This window comes from Butyricimonas sp. RTP31003st1_G1_RTP31003_210430, assembly GCF_040920905.1.
GTDB classification, from domain to species: domain Bacteria; phylum Bacteroidota; class Bacteroidia; order Bacteroidales; family Marinifilaceae; genus Butyricimonas; species Butyricimonas paravirosa.
Map to the genome: position 1 here is coordinate 30771 of NZ_JBCOSQ010000003.1, position 21239 is coordinate 52009.

A 21239-nucleotide genomic window follows, 5' to 3' on the forward strand; every position below is an offset into this window, starting at 1 on the left:
AACCATCCATGTACTTTCCTATAGTTTAATTTACGATAAAGAGATTGAGAGATTAAATGATTTTCGATTAAGTGATTCGTTTGTTACAACATCATTAAATCATCAAATCATTAAATCACCAAATCACTGAATCACTAAATCTAAAATGAATTATGGGATATTTATTTACATCTGAATCTGTATCGGAAGGCCACCCCGACAAAGTGGCAGACCAGATTTCCGATGCTGTACTTGACAAAATCATCGCCTTTGACCCGGATGCCAAAGTAGCTTGCGAGACATTGGTAACTACCGGGCAAACCATTGTTGCCGGGGAAATCAAAACCGAAGCATATGTAGACGTACAACGTATCGCCCGGGAAGTGATCAACCGTATCGGTTACACGAAAAGCGAATACATGTTCGACGGGAACAGTTGTGGTGTACTGAGTGCCATTCACGAACAATCCCCCGACATCAACCGTGGCGTTGTTCGGGAAGACCCCATGGAACAAGGAGCCGGAGATCAAGGCATGATGTTCGGTTACGCTTGTAACGAAACGGACAATTACATGCCGTTATCTCTCGAGCTATCACATTTATTATTGTACGAACTGGCACAAATCCGCAAAGAAGGCCAGGAAATGACCTATCTGCGTCCGGACTCCAAATCACAGGTAACCATCGAATACGGGGACGACAATAAACCCGCCCGGATTCATACCATCGTGATCTCCACCCAACACGACGAATTTGTCAAGGCCACGGCTCCCACCCCGGAAGCTCAGCTGGAGGCCGATGCACAAATGGTGGATCAAATACGCTGGGACATCATTAATATTTTGTTACCGAGAGTGAAACGCCAATTGCCGGAACGGGTACAGGCCCTTTTCGATGAAGATTTGATTCTTCACGTGAACCCTACCGGAAAATTCGTGATCGGTGGTCCTCACGGGGACACGGGATTAACCGGAAGAAAAATTATCGTTGACACCTACGGGGGCAAGGGAGCCCACGGGGGAGGTGCTTTCTCCGGGAAAGATCCGTCTAAAGTAGACCGTTCTGCCGCTTACGCCGCACGGCACATCGCAAAAAACATGGTAGCTGCAGGAATTGCCGATGAAATACTGATACAAATTTCATACGCCATCGGTATTGCCCGCCCCGTCGGAGTTTTCGTGAATACTTACGGAACAGCCAAGGTGAACTTGAGTGATGCCGCCATTGCCGAAAAAATCACTTCAATCTTTGACTTGCGTCCGAAAGCCATCGAGGAACGCCTGAAACTCCGTAACCCGATTTATCAGGAAACGGCAAGCTACGGCCACATGGGACGTACTCCCAGAATCGTGAAAAAAGTGTTCTCCTCGAATTACTGGCCAACCATCGAAAAAGAAGTAGAACTCTTCACGTGGGAAAAGCTGGACTATATCGAGAAAATCAAAGAGGCGTTTAAATAAACCTCAATGTTATAGAAACATAAAAAGAGGAAAGGCTTACTCGCAAAACAAACCATCTGCAGGTAAACCTTTCCTCTTTAAATATTATAGAATAAAATCTATTCCAGTATCTTTTGCTATTCCAGATATTCAATATCATCAATAGACAATCCGGTGGCAACAGCAATACTCTCAACAGATAATCCCATCTGTTTCAAAGAACGGGCAACCTCTAATTTACCTTTCCTCTCCCCTTCCTTCATACCTTCCTTCATACCTTCTATTTTTCCTTCTTTTATCCCCTCGGCCTTTCCTTCGGCCTTTCCCTCTTTTATCCCTTCGGCTTTTCCTTCAGCTTTTCCCTCAATCCATCCTGTTTGAATAACACTACGCTGATAACGTAATGCTTCCATGTGACGCTCGTATTCTTTCTGTTCCGCATCACTCAACTTATCTACCCGCAAACGTTCCCTTGCCTCCCGCAAACCACTAGCGGTAACATTCTCCGCAATCTCACCCGTCTTCAAAAACAAGATCCATTCATCCAAAGGAGTTTTGGCTAACTTATCAAACTCGTCCACACGTAACACGTAATACTCCGGGAATAACTCCCCGGCATCATGACAAACAAACTGTTCTTGTTGCTGAACGGATAATCGCAATACATCTTTTGTATGAATTCCCCGGAACTCCGTGTACCCGTGATACACGTAATCATCTCCCTGCCCCAAATCAAAATAAACAATATTAACAGAATACACCTTTTTCACCTTAGCATAAGGATCCCCTTGATTCATATATTCCGTGATCGCCTTGGAAGTCCCGTACAACATCCGGTGGAAATAATCCAGTTCCCGGTTATTTTGGACCTCTATAATAACCAACTCGCCTTTCGAATTTTCAGCAAGCATGTCAACCCGGTTAAATTTATCATCAAACTTCTGTTGGTTGCCTTCACTCTCCAATATCCGTTCAATGTGAATCTCATCCTCTAAAAGCACGGACAAAAACCCCTCTAATACCACGAAATTAGACTTGTTACGCAATAAACGCTTTGCAGCCCAATCAAAACGAACTAAATTAGATTTTCCCATGATGCAACTTATTGTTATACATCTACAAATGTACACAAAAACTTCGACTTACACGTCCTAACAATAAAATATATTCAAAGCGATCACCTCGATCCGACAAATATCCCTAAAGTCTCCCATCCAACCGGGTTGAACTAGAGGCAAGGATCTTGATTACCTCCCTGTTACTTCACGATTGCTTTACCAAACCGGAATCCGGTGTATGTTATTTTTCCTTATATCCTGTTAAAATGGCGGCGATGATCGGGCGATAATCGGGCGACAATCGGGCGATGGCGCCTAACAGTCACCCAATAATCACTCAACAGCCAAACCATTCCCATACCCAACCCTTGATATACCCCTTTAAAGCCCAAGTAAAACCCTCTCCCCCTCCCAACAAAACGCAACATCATCCCGCACACGACGAAAAAAGGAGTGTTCCCACTCCTTTTCAATGAATTATTCCTAAAAATCTTCTTCTAAAACACGTCGGAAACTTAATCTCTTCTTCCCAAATAAATCATGATATAGTATAATAAGGTAGCCAAAGAAGAAAGAGCGGCAATCACGTAAGTATAAGCGGCCCATTTCAAAGCATCCTTAGCACTCTCCTGTGATTCGTAAGTCGTGATACCGGAGTTACGCAACCAAGCCAAAGCCCGGTGACTGGCATCAATCTCCACAGGCAGGGTGACAATACTGAACAAAGTCATCAAAGCAAACAAACAAATCCCGATCAACATCAATTGTGGAAATTGCTGTAATAACAGAATCCCCGCCAACAAAATCCATTGCACCCAATGTGACGCGAAACTCACCACCGGAACCAGAGCCGAACGTAATTGTAACATACTATACGCTTGTGCATGCTGTAAAGCGTGTCCACATTCATGGGCAGCGACAGCGGCGGCGGCCACGTTGGCACCATAATATACTTCGTGACTTAAATTAATAGTCTTGTTCGTGGGGTTGTAGTGATCCGTTAATTGTCCTTCCACGCTACCGATTTTCACGCCCTGCACCCCGTTATCCCGCAACATTTTCTCCACCACGTCACGCCCTGTCATCCCGTTAGCGGTGGGTATCTTAGAGTATTTTTTAAAACGACTTTGTAATTGATGGCTCACCAGCCAGCTCAACAAAGTAAACCCGATAAATATAATCCAAATTAAAGGTAATCCTGCCATAAAATATTATAATTAAAATTCTTCTCAAAGATATACAAAAAGTACGCCATCGCCCTAGGGTTCGATATATAAAAAATACTAACACGGGCTTTCTGCATTTATTTTCGTCAAGAATGACATTCTCTATTGTTTTTTTAGAAAATCTTCACTAATTTGTAACCCTCGAATTATTCGAAGAGTTATATACGTTTACAATATTAATCTAAACCGTATTATAATGAAAACCTATAAACCTAACGAAATTAAAAACATCGCGCTCGTGGGTAGTGCCGGGTCCGGCAAAACCACGTTAGCGGAAGCTATGATGTATGAGGGCGGGGTCATCCCGCGCAGAGGTAGCATTAGTGCAAAAAACACTTCATCCGACTACCGTCCGGTAGAACAGGAATACGGATCATCAGTATTCCCGGCTGTATTGTATACAGAATGGAAGGAGCACAAGCTCAATTTCATTGACACGCCGGGAGCAGACGATTTCGTCGGAGGAGTTATCTCTGCGCTGAACGTTGTTGATACCGGAGTAATGGTTATTAACGCCGTCAGAGGTATTGAAGTCGGTACCGAAATCATCAGCCGCCATGCCAAAAGACTAAACAAACCGCTCATTTTCGTTATAAATCAGGTTGATCACGAGAAAGCAAACTTTGATCATGCGGTGGAACAGGCCAAGGCAGCTTTCGGCTCGAAAGTCGTGCTAGTTCAATACCCGGTGAACCCGGGAATCGGCTTTAACCGCGTCATCGACGTCTTGAAAATGGAGATGTATCAATGGAAACCGGAAGGTGGTAAACCCGACGTACTCCCCATTCCCAAGGAAGAAGAAGAAAAAGCGAACGAATTACATAACGCGCTAATCGAAGCGGCCGCTGAAAACGACGAGGGATTGATGGAATTGTTCTTTGACAAGGGTAGTCTCACGGAAGATGAAATGCGTGCCGGAATTCGCAAAGGACTTATCGCACGGGATATGTTCCCCGTTTTCTGCGTGTCGGCAGAAAAAGATATGTGCGTGCGCCGTTTCATGGAGTTCGTGATCAACGTGGCTCCCAGTGCCGGCTCCATGCCACCTTCCATTACGGAAGACGGGGACGAAGTTCCGTACGACGAGAAAGGCCCGACTTCTTTATATATGTTCAACACGACAGTTGAACCTCACTTGGGTGAAGTGATCTACTTCAAAGTGGCATCCGGGACTGTCCACGAGGGGGACGACCTGTACAATGCCACCAATGATGCGAAAGAACGTATCTCAACACTATATGCCGTGGCCGGAAAGAACCGGACAAAAGTGACCGAAATGATGGCCGGAGACATCGGGGCTACCGTGAAATTGAAAAACACGAATAACGGCGATACCTTGAACGAGAAAGACGTTCATTACAAGTTCGGCAAGATACAATACCCGAATCCTCGTTTCAGAACAGCCGTCAAGGCCGTGAACACGAGCGACGAAGAAAAACTGGCGGAAGTCCTGCAACGGATTCACCAAGAAGACCCGACCTTCCTCGTGGAATATTCCAAAGAATTGAAACAAATGATTATTTCCGGTCAGGGAGAATTCCACTTGAACACGATGAAATGGCGTATAGAACATAACGACAAACTGGAAATCGAATTCTACCCGCCACGTATCCCGTACCGTGAAACCATCACGAAATACGCTTACGCGGACTATCGCCACAAGAAACAATCGGGTGGTGCCGGACAATTCGGCGAGGTTCATCTCGTGATCGAACCCTACACGGAAGGAATGCCCGCCCCGACCATGTACAAGATCAATGGCGTGGATAGTAAAATTTCCGTGAAAGACACCGAAGTCGTTGAACTTCCGTGGGGCGGTAAACTGGTATTCTACAACTGTATCGTGGGAGGCGTGATCGACGCTCGTTTCATGCCCGCTATCCTGAAAGGGATCATGGAAAAGATGGAAGAAGGACCGCTTACCGGATCATACGCGCGGGATATACGTGTCAGCGTATACGACGGAAAAATGCACCCCGTGGATTCAAACGAAATCTCGTTCAAACTTGCCGGACGTCATGCTTTCAGTACGGCGTTCAAACAAGCATCCCCAAAGATTTTGGAACCGATCTATGACGTGGAAGTTCTCGTTCCGGATGAATACATGGGGGACGTCATGGGCGACCTGCAAACCCGTAGAGCAATCATCATGGGTATGGAAGCCGATTCCGGATTCCAAAAATTGATGGCTAAAGTACCGTTGAAAGAGATGCAACGCTACTCCACGGCATTGAGTTCCATCACGGGAGGACGAGCCTCTTTCACCATGAATTTCTCCGGATATGAAAAAGTACCGGCTGAGGTTCAAGACGAATTGTTGAAAGCTTACCAAGAGCAAGAAGAAGACGAATAGACAGAAAAGCAGAGAGCCGATCAATGATCGGCTTTCTTTCTTAAAGAACAACCGCAATTCAAGGACATTTTCTTATTTTTGCACCGAAATCAAAACACTCAATTTATGCACCTGTTTTACACGCCGGACATCACGACAAACGAGTACACGCTCCCGGAAGAGGAATCCAAACATTGTGTCAAAGTACTCCGCCTAGAGGTAGGAGACGAAATTTTCCTCATCGACGGGAAAGGCGGTTTCTACCGCTGCGAGATTATCCAGGCACAACCGAAACGCTGTGAAGTTCGCTGTGTGGAAAAAACAGAGGAGTACGGGCAACGGGCTTTCCGCATTCATATTGCCATTGCCCCGACCAAAAATATTGAACGAATCGAATGGTTTCTGGAAAAATGCACGGAGATCGGGATTGACGAAATTACTCCCCTACTCTGCGATCACTCGGAACGCAAGGTGATCAAGGAAGATAGACTGGAGAAAGTGATTATTTCCGCCATGAAACAATCCTTGAAAGCCTATTTACCGAAACTCAACCCCTTGACTGAATTTTCCCATTTTGTGAAAAACAATCCATCCACGTTGAAATGTATCGCTCATTGTGACGAGGGGTATAAAAAATCACTTCAAGAAATCTATCAACCCGGCCAAGACATCACGATCCTCATCGGCCCGGAGGGAGACTTTTCGGGAAATGAAATCACGCTGGCCTTAGAAAACAACTTCATACCCGTAACCCTTGGGGAAAGTCGCCTGCGAACGGAGACTGCCGGAATTGTTGCTTGCCATAGTATCAATTTTATGAATGAAATAAAACATAAATCCCAAATGAAGTAGTTCTGCCATATTATTTGTATTTTTGCAGACACAAGGTTAAATGTTTTTCTGAATTTATTTATCGTGGATTTTATTAACGAATTGAACGAGAACCAACGAGAGGCCGTCGTGAACACGGATGGGCCCACGCTCGTGATTGCCGGAGCAGGATCGGGTAAAACAAGGGTATTGACATATCGTATCGCGAACCTGTTGAGCAAGGGAGTACCCGCTTACCGTATTCTCGCACTGACGTTTACCAACAAAGCCGCACGGGAGATGCAGAAACGTATTGCCACCCTCGTGGGACAAGGTAACGCTGCCAACTTATGGATGGGAACCTTCCACTCCATTTTCTCCAAAATTCTACGGGTTGAAGCCGAGCATCTCGGGTACACGTCCAATTTCACGATATATGATTCACAGGATTCGAAAAACCTGATCAAGTCTATTGTCAAGGACCTAAAACTGGATGACAAGGTGTACAAGCCCAATGACGTGCTGGGACGCATCTCCATGGCCAAGAACAACCTCGTCGTGGCACAGGCATACGCCCAATCGGCAAAGATCACTTCTGCCGACCAAGCGGCCAAGAAACCCATGATCTCGGAAATATACAAGTATTATCAAGCCCGTTGCAAGCAAAGCGACGTCATGGATTTCGATGACCTCCTATTGCAAACGAATATTCTCTTCCGGGATTTTCCGGAGATACTGGAAAAATACCAGAAGAAGTTCGATTACATACTCGTGGACGAGTACCAGGACACGAACTATTCGCAGTATCTTATTATCAAGAAACTGGCAGAACAGCATAAAAACATCTGCGTGGTAGGTGATGACGCACAAAGTATTTATTCATTCCGGGGAGCCCGTATCGAAAACATCTTGAATTTCCGAAATGATTACCCGGGCTACAAGTTGTGCAAGTTGGAACAAAATTACCGTTCCACGACCACCATCGTTGACGCGGCAAATAGCATCATCAGCCGGAACAAGGAACAAATTCCGAAAAAAACATTCTCCCAGAACGAGGAAGGAGATAAAATCCGGGTGATGAAAGCCTTATCCGACAAGGAAGAAGGTTTCCAAGTGGCACAGGAGATATTCCGTATCTCTCAGAACGAACAAGCGGAGTTCAACAATTTCGCTATTCTGTACCGGACAAACGCCCAGTCCCGTATCATGGAAGAGGCCTTACGAAAAAGAAATATACCTTATAAAATATACGGTGGACTTTCATTCTACCAACGCAAGGAGATCAAAGACCTGATAGCCTACCTGCGACTGACAATCAACCAGAATGACGAGGAAGCCTTAAAACGAATCATCAACTATCCGCGGCGAGGCATCGGGGACACCACGATCGACAAGCTGAAAGAAGTGGCACAAAAATACAACGTGAGCATCTGGACGCTACTTTGCAACTTGAACAAAGTTCCGGGTATGGTTTCTGCCATGACTGCAGCCAAACTAACTCATTTTAGGCAACTAATCGAGGGATTCACCGAGATTGCCAAAGAAGAGAATGCATACGAAACAACTTATCGAGTGGCCAAAGCATCCGGTATCATAGAAGACCTTTCTTCCGATGACACGCCGGAAGGGGTGTCCCGCCGAGAAAACATACAGGAGTTACTGAATGCTGTCAAAGATTTCTGTGAAACCGCTTACAAGGAAGGGCGGGATGACAAACTCCCTGCATTTCTGGAAGGGGTTGCCCTGTTAACCGATCAGGATAGCGAGAAACCGGAAGACAATAATAAGGTGACTCTAATGACCATCCACTCCGCCAAGGGACTGGAGTTTGAAAACGTCTTTATCGTGGGCATGGAAGAAGAACTTTTCCCCGCCCAGCAAAGTGCCTATTCCCCTTCCGCTTTGGAAGAAGAGAGAAGGTTGTTTTACGTGGCACTGACCCGTGCAGAGAAAAGAGTGATCATGACCTATTCCACTTCCCGGTACAAAAATGGTAACGTGGTCTATCCGCAACCCTCCCGGTTTATCGCGGAAATCGACCCGCACTACTTGGATGGATTTTTCACCCCGGCCCGTCCCTCCATGGGACGCTCGTTACACGGTCCCGGAATACAGGAAAAAGTGGTACGTCCTAACATTACCCTTCAACCCAAGGTTGAAGTGCCGGACATTGACACCTCGAAACTGGTACCCATCAACGGGGAACAGATTATTCCCGACATGGTAATCTTTCACCCCAATTTTGGCCCGGGAAAGGTAATTTCCATAGATGGTTTGGGAGTAAATAAAAAGGCAAAAGTGATGTTCCCAAAGCACGGTCAAAAGGTTTTATTGTTAAAGTTTGCAAAACTTTACGTGCAAGGGCATACAAATTAATGACTTATAAACAAAAAATATTATATTTGCAACATATTCTAATTTCTAATAGATGCGAGGGATTGATTATTCCGGTATTTTAATGTGATTTTCCGGCGTTTTCCCATAAAATAAAAAATTTTTAAGATCAAAATTATCCTGTAATGGACTATAATAGCCAAAGAAAAAAACTTATTCTTCCCGAATATGGAAGGAATATTCAAATGATGGTTGACCACCTGGCAACAATAACAGACAGAGACGAGCGTACCCGTGCAGCCAAAACAGTAATCAGCGTGATGGGAAATCTTTACCCACACCTTCGGGACGTTCCGGATTTCCGTCATAAATTGTGGGATCACCTGATGATCATGTCAAACTTCACGTTGGACATTGATTCTCCCTACCCACTCCCGGAAAAAGATATTCTGGAAGAAAAACCGGAAAAGTTACCGTATAATAATCACCGGATCAAATACAAACACTACGGTCTTCTCACCGAGAAACTAATCGAGAAAATCAAAGAAACAGAAGACCCCGAAATCAAAAGAGTACTCACGGTGTTAACCGCCAACCACATGAAAAAATCATTCCTTACGTGGAATAAAGACTCCGTGGAAGACGATCAAATCTACAACGACATCAATACATTATACGGTGGCAATATCGAAATGCCGGAAGGAATGATCCTTTCTCACTCGAAAGACTTGTTGCAGAAGAAAAATACCAAACCCACGAATAACAACAAGCAACAGAAAAACAACAAGAAACAATTTTACAAAAAACACAACTAATAGTAGATTTTAGATTGCAAATTTTAAATTGAATGTTCTTTCAATCTAAAATCTAAAATCATCAAATCTAAAATTACTTGGGATGTTAGTTACTCTAATCTTCGGGGGAAATCAAGGGGACCGGAAAGCCTTGATCGACGAGGCCATAACGGAAATGTCAAGCATAGGGAAGATCGAACGCTGTTCTTCCCTTTACGAAACCGCCCCGTGGGGATTCGAATCATCTGATTCTTTTTATAATCAAATCGTTACTTACGAAACAAATCTACTCCCGGAAGAAGTTTTGGATAAATGTCAAGCCACGGAACAAAAACTCGGACGAGTTCGCTCCGGTACTCAGTTCTGTTCCCGAACCATGGATATAGACATTCTTTTCTGTGATTCCCAAATCATCAACACACCTCGCCTGACAGTTCCTCATCCCAGACTAACACAACGTAATTTCGTACTTGCCCCCCTGAACGAAATCATGCCGGCCTTCATTCATCCGGTCAGTCACAAAACCATTGCCACTCTTCTCTCAGAATGCACGGACACGCTAAAAGCGGAGATAATTTGAAAAAATAAACTCCTCCGTCACTTCGTGCCACCTCCTCTATAAACAGAGGAGGAGCTGGTGGCTCTTCCTGAAGACAGGGAGTATTTCAACTCTCCCTCTGTTTATAGAGGGAGTACCCCGAAGGGGGGAGGGAGTTTGAGAAATGACTTTTTGGACAGCTCCTACCCGAAGGAGGGGAGTTCAATCTAAAATCTAAAATCCCTAAATCTAAAATTATTACGTTCTTCCTCAGTCAACCCGTCTGATCTCCGCACCAATCGCATTCAACTTTTCATCAATATGCTCGTAACCGCGGTCAATCTGATCGATGTTATCAATGACACTTGTCCCTTGCGCAGACAACGCCGCGATCAACAAGGCAATTCCCGCACGTATATCCGGCGACGTCATCTTGGTGGCCCGTAGCTGAGATTCATGATTTTGCCCGATAACCGTGGCCCGATGCGGATCACAAAGAATAATCTTCGCCCCCATGTCGATTAATTTGTCCACGAAGAACAAGCGGCTCTCGAACATCTTCTGATGAATCAGCACACTTCCTTTTGCCTGAGTAGCAACAACAAGGAATACACTCAACAAGTCGGGCGTCAACCCCGGCCAAGGAGCATCGGCAATTGTCAAAATTGAACCATCAATGAAATCTTCTATCATGTAATGTTCCTGACGAGGAATATATAAATCATCCCCACGTTCCTCTACCCGGATTCCCAACTTACGGAACGCATCCGGAATAATACCTAACTGGGGAATAGCGACATTCTTAATCGTGATCTCCGAACGGGTCAATGCTGCAAGTCCTATGTAACTACCCACCTCGATCATGTCGGGTAAACAACGATGCTGACACCCCCCAAGACTTTCAACCCCTTCAATCGTCAACAAATTGGAAGCAATCCCCGAAATCCGGGCTCCCATAGCATTTAACATCCTGCATAACTGTTGCACGTAAGGCTCACAAGCAGCGTTATAGATCGTGGTCACCCCTTCCGCCAACACGGCAGCCATGATAATATTCGCCGTTCCGGTCACCGATGCCTCATCAAGTAACATATAAGTTCCCCGTAATTTCTGGGCAGAGGCCTTGTAACACCCCGAAATCGCATCATACTCGAACGTGGCTCCCAATTTCTCGAAACCAAGAAAATGGGTATCTAACCGACGACGCCCGATTTTATCCCCTCCCGGCTTGGGAACCAAACCGCAACCATGCATGGCTAACAGCGGGCCCAAAATCATGATCGACCCGCGTAAACTAGCCGCTTTACTATAAAAATCTTCTGTTTCCAGGTAATCGAAATTTATCTCGTTCGCCCGGAAAGAAAACTCACCTTTTTGAAGTCTCTCTACCTTCACTCCCATACCCCGAAGTAGATCAATCAATTTTATCACATCCAATATCTCCGGGATATTACTGATAACCACTTCTTCCCTAGTCAACAAACAAGCACAGATCACCTGTAATGCCTCATTCTTTGCTCCCTGGGGAACCAACTCACCTTTCAATCGTCTCCCACCAATAACTTCAAATTTGCTCATGTCGTATAATTAAAGAGTTACAGTTTTCGCTACAAACATTTTAGCCACGCATCGTAAGGGTAATATCTATCTCCCGAAACGCAACCGAATTCTGCACGTAAAACTATCAAAAAAACAAATGTCAACAAAATAAGTTTACAAAGTTTGTAAAATAGTGAATCGACAAAATCAATTAAAATTTTGTATGACCGGAATTATATCCATACATTTGTAAACAAGATTTACAATATAAGCCATATTTTGTATCTCTAAATTTTACCCGAGATTATTAATAATTTAAAACAACACATAATGAAAAGCTTTCTGAAATACTTGTTAGCGACCATTGTCGGTATTATTATCGTACACGTTATCCTGTTTTTCGTGTTTATCGGGCTCGTCGGGGCCATAGCCAGTTTCTCCAGTCCCACGATCGAGATCAAGGACAACACGATACTAAAACTATCACTGAAGACAGCGATCCCGGACAGGGCATCGGAGAATCCATTTCAGAACTTTAACTTGATGACCATGAGCCCAGAGAAACAAATCGGGCTAAATAAAATACTTGAATACATTGACAACGCCAGCAAGGATTCCCGCATCAAGGGGATTTACCTGGACCTGACCGAGATCAACTCTAACTTCGGGGCACTCGCCACGATCGACGAGATCCGGAATGCCCTGTTGAGATTCAAAAAAAGCGGTAAATTCATTTACAGCTATACTAACTTGGGATATTCCCAGAAGAGCTACTACTTGGCGACAGTTGCCGATAGTGTTTTCGTTAATCCCGAAACTCCGCTACTATTAACCGGAATGAGCGCGAACATATCATTCTACAAAGACCTGTTGAAAAAAATCGGGGTACAACCGGAAGTTATTCGTGTCGGTAAATTCAAATCAGCCGTGGAACCTTACATCGAAACACACATGAGTGATGCCAACCGGGAACAGGTACAGACCTATTTAGGTTCTCTTTGGGGTAACATCGTGAAAGGAATTTCCGCTAGCAGAAATATCCCGGTAGAAAAGATCAATCAAATCACCGATGATTTCAAAATCTACCCGACAGAAGAATTCGTGAAAGAAGGATTTTTTGATGGAACCCTTTACGAAAACGCCATGCTCGACAAACTGCGAGAAGCATGTGGATTAACAGATGATGAAAAACTATCCCTGACAAGTTTCGAAGATTACACGAAAGCCACTTTCCCAAGCGTGAACTTTGCCGCTGACAAGATCGCAGTGATCTACGCACAAGGGAATATCGAATTCCAACAGGGACCGGAAAGTATAGGACCGGAACTAGCCACGACCATCCGGAAAGCACGTGAAGATAAAAACATCAAAGCTATCGTGTTACGTGTAAACTCCCCGGGAGGTAGCGCGCTGACTTCCGATATTATCTGGAAAGAGGTACAACTAGCCGCCCAGACTAAACCGTTCATCGCCTCCATGGGTAACGTGGCCGCATCCGGAGGATACTACATATCCTGTGCGGCAGACACTATCGTGGCAGACCCGACAACCCTCACAGGTTCCATCGGTATATTCGGTTTACTATTCAGCGGAGAGAAACTGATCAAAGATAAACTAGGAATTTCTTCCGACGTGGTGAAGACCAACGAACACAGTGATTTCGGTGGCGGCTACCCGCTACCCATCCCTATCAGTGATCGTCCCTTAACAGACTACGAGCGCAACGTGATGCAGACCTACATCAACCGGGGATATGACACCTTCCTCGATCGGGTAAGCCAAGGACGCCACATGACCAAAGAGGCGGTAAACGAAATCGCACAGGGACGGGTATGGACAGGAGAGGATGCGCTGAAACTCGGATTGGTTGACGTGTTAGGCGGACTGGAAGATGCCATTGCCATCGCTGCAAACAAAGCAGGTCTGAACAACTACCAGATCACCGAACTACCGGTTGAACGCAGTCCTTTCGAAGATATTCTGATAAATTTCTCACAAAGCATCAGAACCAGCATATTAAAATCAGAACTGGGCGATTTCTATGATACTTACCGGGAACAGAAAGAATTATTAAAAATAAAAGGCATGGTAGCCAGAATACCTTACGATCTCACGTTTAATTAAAGCGAAATATTGTGTTAAAAAATCTCATTTTATGGCCTTTAAGCGTACTGTACGGCATCGGGGTCAGTATTCGTAACCGCTTGTTCAACTTGGGCATATTAAAGATACGGGAGTTTGACGTTCCCATTATTTGCGTGGGAAATATCACCGTGGGCGGAACGGGAAAAACCCCTCACACGGAATCCCTGATCAACGAGTTGAAAAATGCTTACCGTGTAGCCTGCCTCAGTCGGGGGTATAAACGAAAGACGTCCGGTTTCGTGCTGGCAACGGAAAACTCCACGGCAAACGACATCGGGGACGAACCCATGCAAATAAAGAATAAATTCCCGGAAATCACGGTAGCCGTGGACGCAGATCGAGTGCGTGGCATCAAGAAACTCATGCAACTCCCGGAAAAACCGGAAGTAATCATCTTGGATGACGGTTTTCAACACCGCTACGTGAAAGCGGACATAAACATCATGCTGATCGACTATAACCGTCCTATCTACGAGGACCATTTACTTCCCCTTGGACGTCTCCGGGAAAGTATCCATGCCAAGGACAGGGCAAACTATGTCATCGTGACCAAATGTCCCGCTAACATCTCTCCCATAGAGAAACGGATCATCCTGAAACACTTGAATTTAAAAGCCTATCAACAGCTTTTGTTCACGTCCATGAGATACGGGAAACCTCGTTCGCTGGACGGGGACAGTCATCACGCGGTAACCCCGAAAACGGCCATACTCTGTGTCACCGGGATTGCCCAACCGGCTCCCTACGTAGAACACTTAAAACAGATGACAGACCAGATTGATCACATCACATTCCCGGACCATCACAATTACAGTGACACGGACATAAAACGTATTCTCCAAGAGTACGATAAAATCAGCTCCACGGACAAATGTATCTTCACCACGGAAAAAGATGCTGTCCGCCTCACGTTATGCGACATACCGGAAGAGATCAGACAACAAATTTTCTATATCCCGATCGAACCGGAATTCCTAACTCCAAGAGATCAACTCATAAAAAATATATACGACTATGTTAGACAAGATACGAGAAAGTAGCAAATACCTAGCCCCCTTCGTGAAAGGAGAGCATACAATCGGTATTATCCTGGGAACAGGACTGGGAGAATTGGGAAAATCAATAGAGATAGAACACGCCATCCCATATATGGCAATTCCAAACTTCCCCGTTTCCACGGTACAGGGACACCGGGGAGAATTGCTTATCGGGTCCTTTGGGGGCAAAAAAGTCATTGCCATGCAGGGACGTTTCCACTATTACGAGGGTTATTCCATGAAAGAAGTGACCTTTCCCGTGAGAGTGATGCACGCTCTCGGGGTAAAGACTCTTTTCGTTTCCAACGCAGCCGGGGGTGTGAACACGAATTACCTGGTTGGTGACCTGATGATCATTCGGGATCATATCAACCTATTCCCGGAACACCCGCTACGGGGTAAAAATATCGATGAACTCGGTCCCCGTTTTCCCGGGATGGCCGAGGCATATAGCAAACGCTTGATTCAACTGGCAGAAGAGGCCGGGAATAAATTAAACATTCCATTGCAAAAAGGCGTGTACACCGGACTGCAAGGGCCATCCTTCGAAACTCCGGCAGAGTATAACTGGATTCGGGTTATCGGAGGAGACGCCGTGGGAATGTCCACCGTGCCGGAAGTCATTGTTGCCCGTCACATGAACATGGAATGTTTCGGGATGTCGGTTATCACGAACAGCACGGCCAGCGAGGAACTTATCAAAACGAACCACGCAGAAGTACAGGACGTGGGCAACCACGCTCAACCTCGCATGGGAGCTATATTCAAAGAGATCATCAGCAAATTATGATTTTTCCCTCACTGACAGTGAGGGAAAAAATCATGAAAAAGACTCAACTTCGACAATTCAACCATGATTTTTGCCGCCCCCCGGGCATCACTTAACGCCTCGTGGTGATTTAACGCAATCCCGAAATGATCACACAAAGTATTCAATTTATAATTCGGCAAGCCTTTCACCAACTTCCGGGACAACCGGCAAGTACAAAAAGATTCAGGTAAACGGGCATACAGATCCGCCCGTTCCAAACAAGCTTTCAGCACGCTCATATCAAACCCTGCGTTGTGGGCAACCAAAGCCTCCGTATCAAAGTAACGCCCGATCACGCCCCACAAATCATAAAACGAAGGTGCATCCTTCACCATCACGGGAGTAATCCCATGTATATCAATAAACTTCTTGTTAAAATAGTAAGGTTCCGGCTTAATCAAATGCGAAAACTCTTCCGTGATCTCTCCGTCCTGCACGACAACAATCCCGATAGAACAAGCGCTTGTCGGGTAACGGTTAGCCGTCTCGAAATCTATGGCCGTGAAATCCCGTAACATACTAAAATAATGACATTACCCACTCGACGACAGGCACCAGTATCGCCGTCATCACTCCCATTAAACCAATTGCCAAACCACTAATAGCTCCTTCCAATGCGCCCAACTCCATCGCTCTGGCAGTACCCAACCCGTGAGCCGCGGCACCAAGAGATAATCCTCGGGCAATCTTACTATCAATGTTCAACTTGTTCAACACGAAAGGCCCCACGATTCCCCCGAATATCCCCACCACGATAACAATTACCGCCGCAATGGCAGGAATACCACCCGCTTTCTCGGCCACTCCCATCGCTATCGGGGTCGTCACGGACTTCGGCTCCAATGTCGCTATCAACACGTGGTCCGCCCCCATCCAGCGAGCAATACAAATCACACTCACGATTCCCACCAAACTCCCGACAAAAATAGAAGTCATGATCGACACCGCATTACTCTTCATGTATTCCACCTGTTCCCACAACACGTAGCCCAAGGCCACGACAGAAGGTCCCAGCAGGAAATTAATCATCCGGCTCCCTTGCTGGAAAGATTCATACGGAATCCCTATCACACTCATCACCGCCACTAACGCCGGAATAGAAACTAACAAAGGATGTAACAGCGCCAACTTCGTTTTCCGGTATAGCCAAAGCGCAGCCAAGTATACCCCGGCTACCAACGTTATTACAAATATCTCTGACGAAATAATAGACTGCATCTTCCTACAAATTAATTCGTTTTACCATGCGCCCGATGATCCTCTTGCCATTGTTGCAAAACCGCCACCACGATCAAAACCAACAACGTCGTCACCGTCCCCACCACCAACACGATGTCCCAGTAGCGGGACAACACATCCATGGACGTGATAATCCCCACTCCCGCCGGGAGAAAGAAAAACGCCATGTTATCACAAAGGAAACGAGCCACCGGACGCACTCTCTCCGGTCGGACCCAATGCATGGATAACGCCAAAAACAAAAACATCATCCCCAACACGCTCCCCGGCACAAAACCGTTCATCAACCAGGCACAACATTCACCCAGTAAATAAAAAGCCATAATAATAAAAATTCCTCCTAACATTCCATCTATATATTTAACATGATTCCCGCCCCGAATCGTCCCGTGTTTCCCCGGTCCCCTCGATAGGAAAAAAATCGATCATGATGACAGACGGTACAAATTCCCGCCACTTCAATACGAATATCTTCCACCCCCACTTGCCGTAATTGACGACGATTAGCCTCCCATAAATTCAACAGATACTTCCCGGCCTGTTTCCCCGGTTCGATCAATCCCGTCAAGTCTCCCAACCCCTCACGTGCCGCCTCCACGACTTCTTCCCCGACCTCAAAACAACAAGGGCCGATAGAAGGCCCTATCCCGACAATCACATCCCGGGGGTCACATCCAAATTCCTCCCGCATCCGCTCTACGGTCTTCGCTGTAATTCTTCCCACCGTACCTCGCCATCCCGCATGAACAGCAGCAATAACCCGTACCCGGGGATCGTACATCAAAACAGGAACACAATCGGCAGCAAGCACCATCAGACAAACTCCCGTTTCTCTCGTAATCAAAGCATCTGTCGAAGATAAGCGAGTCGCTTTCTCCCGTCCTCCCCGGCCACGTTGCGCCCGGGTCACGACTTCTACGTGAGTGGTATGTTTTTGTTCTCCCAAAATAAAATCATCCACACCACAACCAACAGCCTCCGCCAGTAACATCCGGTTAGTCAACACCCGTTCATCCCGGTCCTCATCCATGAATCCCAGATTCAACGCAGCTTGCCCACCAACACTAACGCCACCTTCCCTTCCTGACACGAAATGAATTAATCCCGGAAAATCCCGTAATCCCAAGAACTGGTAGAACGTAACTTTATCTCTCTCAACCCTAATCATATTTATTCGTTCTTTTGAGCGCACAAAGATACAACATTCCAAACAAAATTGTCAACATAAATCGCCTTGTCACAAATAACCATAAAAAAACAACCCCCCGTTTTGTTTACACGTATCATCGATAAAAAAGAACGATTATGTGGCAAGAACTATGTAAAACCCGCGAAGAATACCTCGAAAGAGCGAAACTGGACACGAAAGGCTATTCGCCCCGACGGTCGGAAACGTTACTCTACGAGATTGCCCGCCTAGACGGCATGGACATCAAAAAACAGGACTTTTTCAATATCTTGAACGACATTGAGATCTCACCCAAAGTAACACGAGAAGACACGCACCGGATAAAAGACCTGAGCAACGCATTCCTTTACCTGGTTAAATGTGCGCAACAACGCAAAAGGTTCTCGCTCGACTTCGTACGGGAAGTCAGCGCAAAAGTAATGCAACACACGGGCAAAGAGGTGTACACGACGATCGGCGGTTACGATACCTCGCTGGGCGATTTCCGGCTGGGAGAAGAGTACTATGAAGAGGGTATCCTCGCCAACTATGCCCAGATCCCGGATATGCTGGAACAATTGTGTAAAGAGACAAATGAAAAGCTGGGGAACGTTCACGACATACTGACCGTGAAACTTGCCGCAGACTTTCACTATCGCTTCATGCACATAAAACCTTTCGGGGCCGGGAATATTACCGTCGGCCTCCTGATGATGAACTATATCCAGATGATGTTCAGGGAACCGCTCATCATCATCCCGGGAGAAGACAAGGCAAAATACCTCGCTGCCATAAAAATGCAAAAGGACACCCCAACACCCAAAACATTCGAACGCTTCGTGGGTGAGAAATTACTTTCTCAGCTTCGCAAAGAAGTCTCCCCGCAGAAATAATATTATCCATTTCCCAATGCCGGAAGTATGTTCTAACAAGCATAAACTCCGGCATCACTTTTTAATCCAGAAACCTCCCTCCCTACTATAACTCGTGAATTTCAACCCTTTTCGCCAGACTTTTCTCGCCCTCAATTAAAAAAGTCTCTGAAATTCTTTGTGATTTATAATGAATCAACTATCTTTGCTGCCCGTTAAACCAAGGAACAATTTTAAAATTATATACGAAATGAAAAAGGGCATACATCCTGAAAATTACAGATTAGTAGCGTTTAAAGATATGTCTAATGGAACGACTACAATCACCAAGTCTACTGCCGCAACGAAGGAGACTATCGAGATCGACGGAGTTGAATATCCATTAGTAAAGATGGAAATCTCCAACTCTTCACACCCGTTCTATACCGGTAAAATTAAACTGATCGACACTGCAGGACGTGTTGACAAGTTCATGAACCGTTACAAGAACCACATGGAAAACAGAAAGAAATAATTTTTCTGATATAATACAAAAAGAGGAGATTCTAAGAATCTCCTCTTTTTGTATGGTTACAAGTTGCAGGTTGAACCTTCGGTTCTGCAAGTTACAGGTTAAAAATGTAATCCTTAACCTATAACTTACCTATTTTTATCGTTCCGGATCGGCAAAAACATGCTCAATAATCCGGCGATCAACATCATCAAACGTCTTGTTCCGGCGTTTCATGACAGCCTCAGCCGTGGAAACGAACTGATTCATTTTATGCTCCGTAAACCCACTGGCTCCACCCCATGAGAAAGAAGGAACAAAATTCCGAGGAAAATCCGAACCGAAAATATTGGTTCCCACACCGATCACCGTTCCGGTGTTAATCATGGTGGAAATACCCAGTTTTGCATGGTCACCCATGATCAGACCACAAAATTGAAGTCCGGTCCGACGGAAATGCTTAGTCTCGTAATCCCACAACTTCACCTCCACGTAAGTGTTCTTCAGATTAGAATTATTCGTCCCGGCACCAATGTTACACCATTCGCCCAGCACGGAATTCCCGAGAAAACCATCATGCGCCTTATTCGAATAGCCAATCATCACGACGTTATTGACCTCTCCCCCACATTTGCAATACGGCCCGAGAGTCGTTGCCCCGTACACCTTGGCTCCCATCGTCAGCACCGAATGCTCACACATGGCCAATGGTCCCCGCACCAAAACACCTTCCATAATCTCGGCATCTTTACCGATATACACCGGACCACCCTCCGTGTTAATTACCGCACAACGTACAACAGCCCCCTCTTCGACGAAAACGGGATGCACTCCATACACCTGCACGCAACTATTCAACGGGACACTCTCACGCCCTTCCGTGATCAATCGAAAATCGACCTCCAGCTCTCGGGCATTCAGAGAAAACAAATGATAAGGATAAACAACACGGGTAAACACTCCCGTGTATTCTTTACGTGTAAAATCGGGTATCGTCACCGGATCAAAGGCTGCAACGTCCTGTTTACCCATTCGCACGGCGATCAGACAATCACCCTGTAATAACATCTCTCCAGCCTGCAAAGACTTGATTTCCTGCATCAATTCTTCATTCGGACATACCGAACTATTGATAAGCAAATTATCGTCTTCCACAGACAACGGGAACTTTTCCTGAAGGTAATCTTTGGTCAGATATGCAACCTTATCCCCAAACCGCTTTTCCCACTTTTCCCGGATCGTGAGAATTCCAACCCTCAATTCAGAAATCGGACGAGTAAAAGTCAAGGGCCTTAAAGTACCCCAACTTTTATCATCAAACAAAATTATTTTCATTGTGTGTTTTATATTTGCACACAAAAGTAACAAATGCATCATATTTCACAAAAAAAATCTTTGGCATAGGAATTGTCCTATTATGTAGTGGTT

The 21239-nt window shown here is 45.5% G+C and carries 19 protein-coding genes; 11 read left to right on the forward strand and 8 right to left on the reverse strand.

The features are described 5' to 3' along the window. Window positions 1-152 precede the first annotated feature (152 nt). Entirely contained in the window at window positions 153-1439 is a 1287-nt protein-coding gene (gene metK, locus AB5542_RS01530; RefSeq protein ID WP_087422000.1) for a methionine adenosyltransferase, read from the forward strand. A gap of 116 nt (window positions 1440-1555) precedes the next feature. Here the strand turns inward: metK and AB5542_RS01535 are convergent, their stop codons facing one another. Together AB5542_RS01535 and AB5542_RS01540 are read right to left on the reverse strand one after the other, a co-directional pair. After that, entirely contained in the window at window positions 1556-2515 is a 960-nt protein-coding gene (locus AB5542_RS01535; protein ID WP_279040490.1) for an Rpn family recombination-promoting nuclease/putative transposase, read from the reverse strand. A 476-nt stretch (window positions 2516-2991) separates the two neighbouring features. Further along, window positions 2992-3681, reverse strand: a complete 690-nt coding sequence (locus AB5542_RS01540; RefSeq protein WP_087422001.1) for a zinc metallopeptidase — start codon at window positions 3679-3681, stop codon at window positions 2992-2994. Window positions 3682-3898: 217 nt separating this feature from the next. Here AB5542_RS01540 and AB5542_RS01545 point away from each other — a divergent pair, with 217 nt between their 5' ends. The 5 genes from AB5542_RS01545 (at window position 3899) to folK (ending at window position 10552) form a co-directional block, all read left to right on the forward strand. Next, window positions 3899-6055, forward strand: a complete 2157-nt coding sequence (locus AB5542_RS01545) for an elongation factor G (protein WP_279040471.1) — start codon at window positions 3899-3901, stop codon at window positions 6053-6055. A 105-nt stretch (window positions 6056-6160) separates the two neighbouring features. Then, on the forward strand, window positions 6161-6886 hold the full coding sequence (locus AB5542_RS01550) for a 16S rRNA (uracil(1498)-N(3))-methyltransferase (RefSeq protein WP_279040472.1): 726 nt from the start codon (window positions 6161-6163) through the stop codon (window positions 6884-6886). 63 nt (window positions 6887-6949) lie between these two features. After that, the gene (locus tag AB5542_RS01555; RefSeq protein ID WP_279040473.1) at window positions 6950-9220 is read left to right on the forward strand and encodes an ATP-dependent helicase; all 2271 of its coding nucleotides are present in this window, start codon (window positions 6950-6952) and stop codon (window positions 9218-9220) included. A gap of 143 nt (window positions 9221-9363) precedes the next feature. Then, window positions 9364-9993, forward strand: coding sequence for a DUF4290 domain-containing protein (locus tag AB5542_RS01560; protein WP_087422611.1), 630 nt, complete (start codon window positions 9364-9366; stop codon window positions 9991-9993). An 82-nt stretch (window positions 9994-10075) separates the two neighbouring features. After that, complete coding sequence (folK, locus tag AB5542_RS01565; RefSeq protein WP_279040474.1) at window positions 10076-10552, forward strand: 2-amino-4-hydroxy-6-hydroxymethyldihydropteridine diphosphokinase; 477 nt, start codon at window positions 10076-10078, stop codon at window positions 10550-10552. Window positions 10553-10780: 228 nt separating this feature from the next. Here the strand turns inward: folK and murA are convergent, their stop codons facing one another. After that, on the reverse strand, window positions 10781-12088 hold the full coding sequence (murA, locus tag AB5542_RS01570) for a UDP-N-acetylglucosamine 1-carboxyvinyltransferase (protein ID WP_027201748.1): 1308 nt from the start codon (window positions 12086-12088) through the stop codon (window positions 10781-10783). 291 nt (window positions 12089-12379) lie between these two features. Between murA and sppA the strand changes: the two genes are divergently transcribed. From sppA to AB5542_RS01585, 3 genes are read left to right on the forward strand one after another with little or no spacing between them, the layout of a single operon-like run. Further along, a complete protein-coding gene (gene sppA, locus AB5542_RS01575; RefSeq protein ID WP_279040476.1) occupies window positions 12380-14173 on the forward strand; it encodes a signal peptide peptidase SppA in 1794 nt (597 codons plus the stop codon). An 8-nt stretch (window positions 14174-14181) separates the two neighbouring features. Then, window positions 14182-15234 (forward strand): tetraacyldisaccharide 4'-kinase, encoded by a 1053-nt coding sequence (gene lpxK, locus AB5542_RS01580; RefSeq protein WP_279040492.1) that lies wholly within the window; start codon window positions 14182-14184, stop codon window positions 15232-15234. Continuing rightward, on the forward strand, window positions 15209-16021 hold the full coding sequence (locus AB5542_RS01585) for a purine-nucleoside phosphorylase (RefSeq protein ID WP_279040478.1): 813 nt from the start codon (window positions 15209-15211) through the stop codon (window positions 16019-16021). The genes lpxK and AB5542_RS01585 overlap by 26 nt, the downstream gene beginning before the upstream one ends. Before the next feature lie 8 nt (window positions 16022-16029). Here the strand turns inward: AB5542_RS01585 and AB5542_RS01590 are convergent, their stop codons facing one another. The 4 genes from AB5542_RS01590 to pgeF are packed head-to-tail and all read right to left on the reverse strand — an operon-like array spanning window position 16030 to window position 18449. Beyond that, entirely contained in the window at window positions 16030-16560 is a 531-nt protein-coding gene (locus tag AB5542_RS01590) for a 3'-5' exonuclease (protein ID WP_279040479.1), read from the reverse strand. 1 nt (window position 16561) lies between these two features. Then, entirely contained in the window at window positions 16562-17260 is a 699-nt protein-coding gene (locus AB5542_RS01595) for an LrgB family protein (RefSeq protein ID WP_087422617.1), read from the reverse strand. Between the two features lie 11 nt (window positions 17261-17271). Next, window positions 17272-17628 (reverse strand): CidA/LrgA family protein, encoded by a 357-nt coding sequence (locus AB5542_RS01600; RefSeq protein ID WP_087422618.1) that lies wholly within the window; start codon window positions 17626-17628, stop codon window positions 17272-17274. A 5-nt stretch (window positions 17629-17633) separates the two neighbouring features. Then, window positions 17634-18449, reverse strand: a complete 816-nt coding sequence (pgeF, locus tag AB5542_RS01605) for a peptidoglycan editing factor PgeF (protein WP_279040480.1) — start codon at window positions 18447-18449, stop codon at window positions 17634-17636. 137 nt (window positions 18450-18586) lie between these two features. Between pgeF and AB5542_RS01610 the strand changes: the two genes are divergently transcribed. Continuing rightward, window positions 18587-19342, forward strand: a complete 756-nt coding sequence (locus tag AB5542_RS01610) for a Fic family protein (RefSeq protein ID WP_279040482.1) — start codon at window positions 18587-18589, stop codon at window positions 19340-19342. Between the two features lie 229 nt (window positions 19343-19571). Continuing rightward, window positions 19572-19835: a type B 50S ribosomal protein L31 gene (locus AB5542_RS01615; protein WP_027201758.1), complete on the forward strand. Its 264-nt coding sequence runs from the start codon at window positions 19572-19574 to the stop codon at window positions 19833-19835. Window positions 19836-19970: 135 nt separating this feature from the next. Here AB5542_RS01615 and AB5542_RS01620 read toward each other — a convergent pair whose 3' ends face one another. Continuing rightward, window positions 19971-21146 carry a GlmU family protein gene (locus AB5542_RS01620; RefSeq protein ID WP_279040484.1) on the reverse strand — a complete coding sequence of 392 codons (1176 nt, stop codon included), beginning with the start codon at window positions 21144-21146 and terminating at the stop codon, window positions 19971-19973. Between the last annotated feature and the right edge of the window lie 93 nt (window positions 21147-21239).

Coding starts and splice junctions, on each gene's coding strand:
- metK (WP_087422000.1), top strand. CDS start 153: ATGGGATATTTATTTACATCTGAATCTGTATCGGAAGGCCACCCCGAC.
- AB5542_RS01540 (WP_087422001.1), bottom strand. CDS start 3,681: ATGGCAGGATTACCTTTAATTTGGATTATATTTATCGGGTTTACTTTG.
- AB5542_RS01545 (WP_279040471.1), top strand. CDS start 3,899: ATGAAAACCTATAAACCTAACGAAATTAAAAACATCGCGCTCGTGGGT.
- AB5542_RS01550 (WP_279040472.1), top strand. CDS start 6,161: ATGCACCTGTTTTACACGCCGGACATCACGACAAACGAGTACACGCTC.
- AB5542_RS01560 (WP_087422611.1), top strand. CDS start 9,364: ATGGACTATAATAGCCAAAGAAAAAAACTTATTCTTCCCGAATATGGA.
- folK (WP_279040474.1), top strand. CDS start 10,076: ATGTTAGTTACTCTAATCTTCGGGGGAAATCAAGGGGACCGGAAAGCC.
- murA (WP_027201748.1), bottom strand. CDS start 12,088: ATGAGCAAATTTGAAGTTATTGGTGGGAGACGATTGAAAGGTGAGTTG.
- sppA (WP_279040476.1), top strand. CDS start 12,380: ATGAAAAGCTTTCTGAAATACTTGTTAGCGACCATTGTCGGTATTATT.
- AB5542_RS01585 (WP_279040478.1), top strand. CDS start 15,209: ATGTTAGACAAGATACGAGAAAGTAGCAAATACCTAGCCCCCTTCGTG.
- AB5542_RS01590 (WP_279040479.1), bottom strand. CDS start 16,560: ATGTTACGGGATTTCACGGCCATAGATTTCGAGACGGCTAACCGTTAC.
- AB5542_RS01595 (WP_087422617.1), bottom strand. CDS start 17,260: ATGCAGTCTATTATTTCGTCAGAGATATTTGTAATAACGTTGGTAGCC.
- AB5542_RS01600 (WP_087422618.1), bottom strand. CDS start 17,628: ATGTTAGGAGGAATTTTTATTATTATGGCTTTTTATTTACTGGGTGAA.
- pgeF (WP_279040480.1), bottom strand. CDS start 18,449: ATGATTAGGGTTGAGAGAGATAAAGTTACGTTCTACCAGTTCTTGGGA.
- AB5542_RS01610 (WP_279040482.1), top strand. CDS start 18,587: ATGTGGCAAGAACTATGTAAAACCCGCGAAGAATACCTCGAAAGAGCG.
- AB5542_RS01615 (WP_027201758.1), top strand. CDS start 19,572: ATGAAAAAGGGCATACATCCTGAAAATTACAGATTAGTAGCGTTTAAA.
- AB5542_RS01620 (WP_279040484.1), bottom strand. CDS start 21,146: ATGAAAATAATTTTGTTTGATGATAAAAGTTGGGGTACTTTAAGGCCC.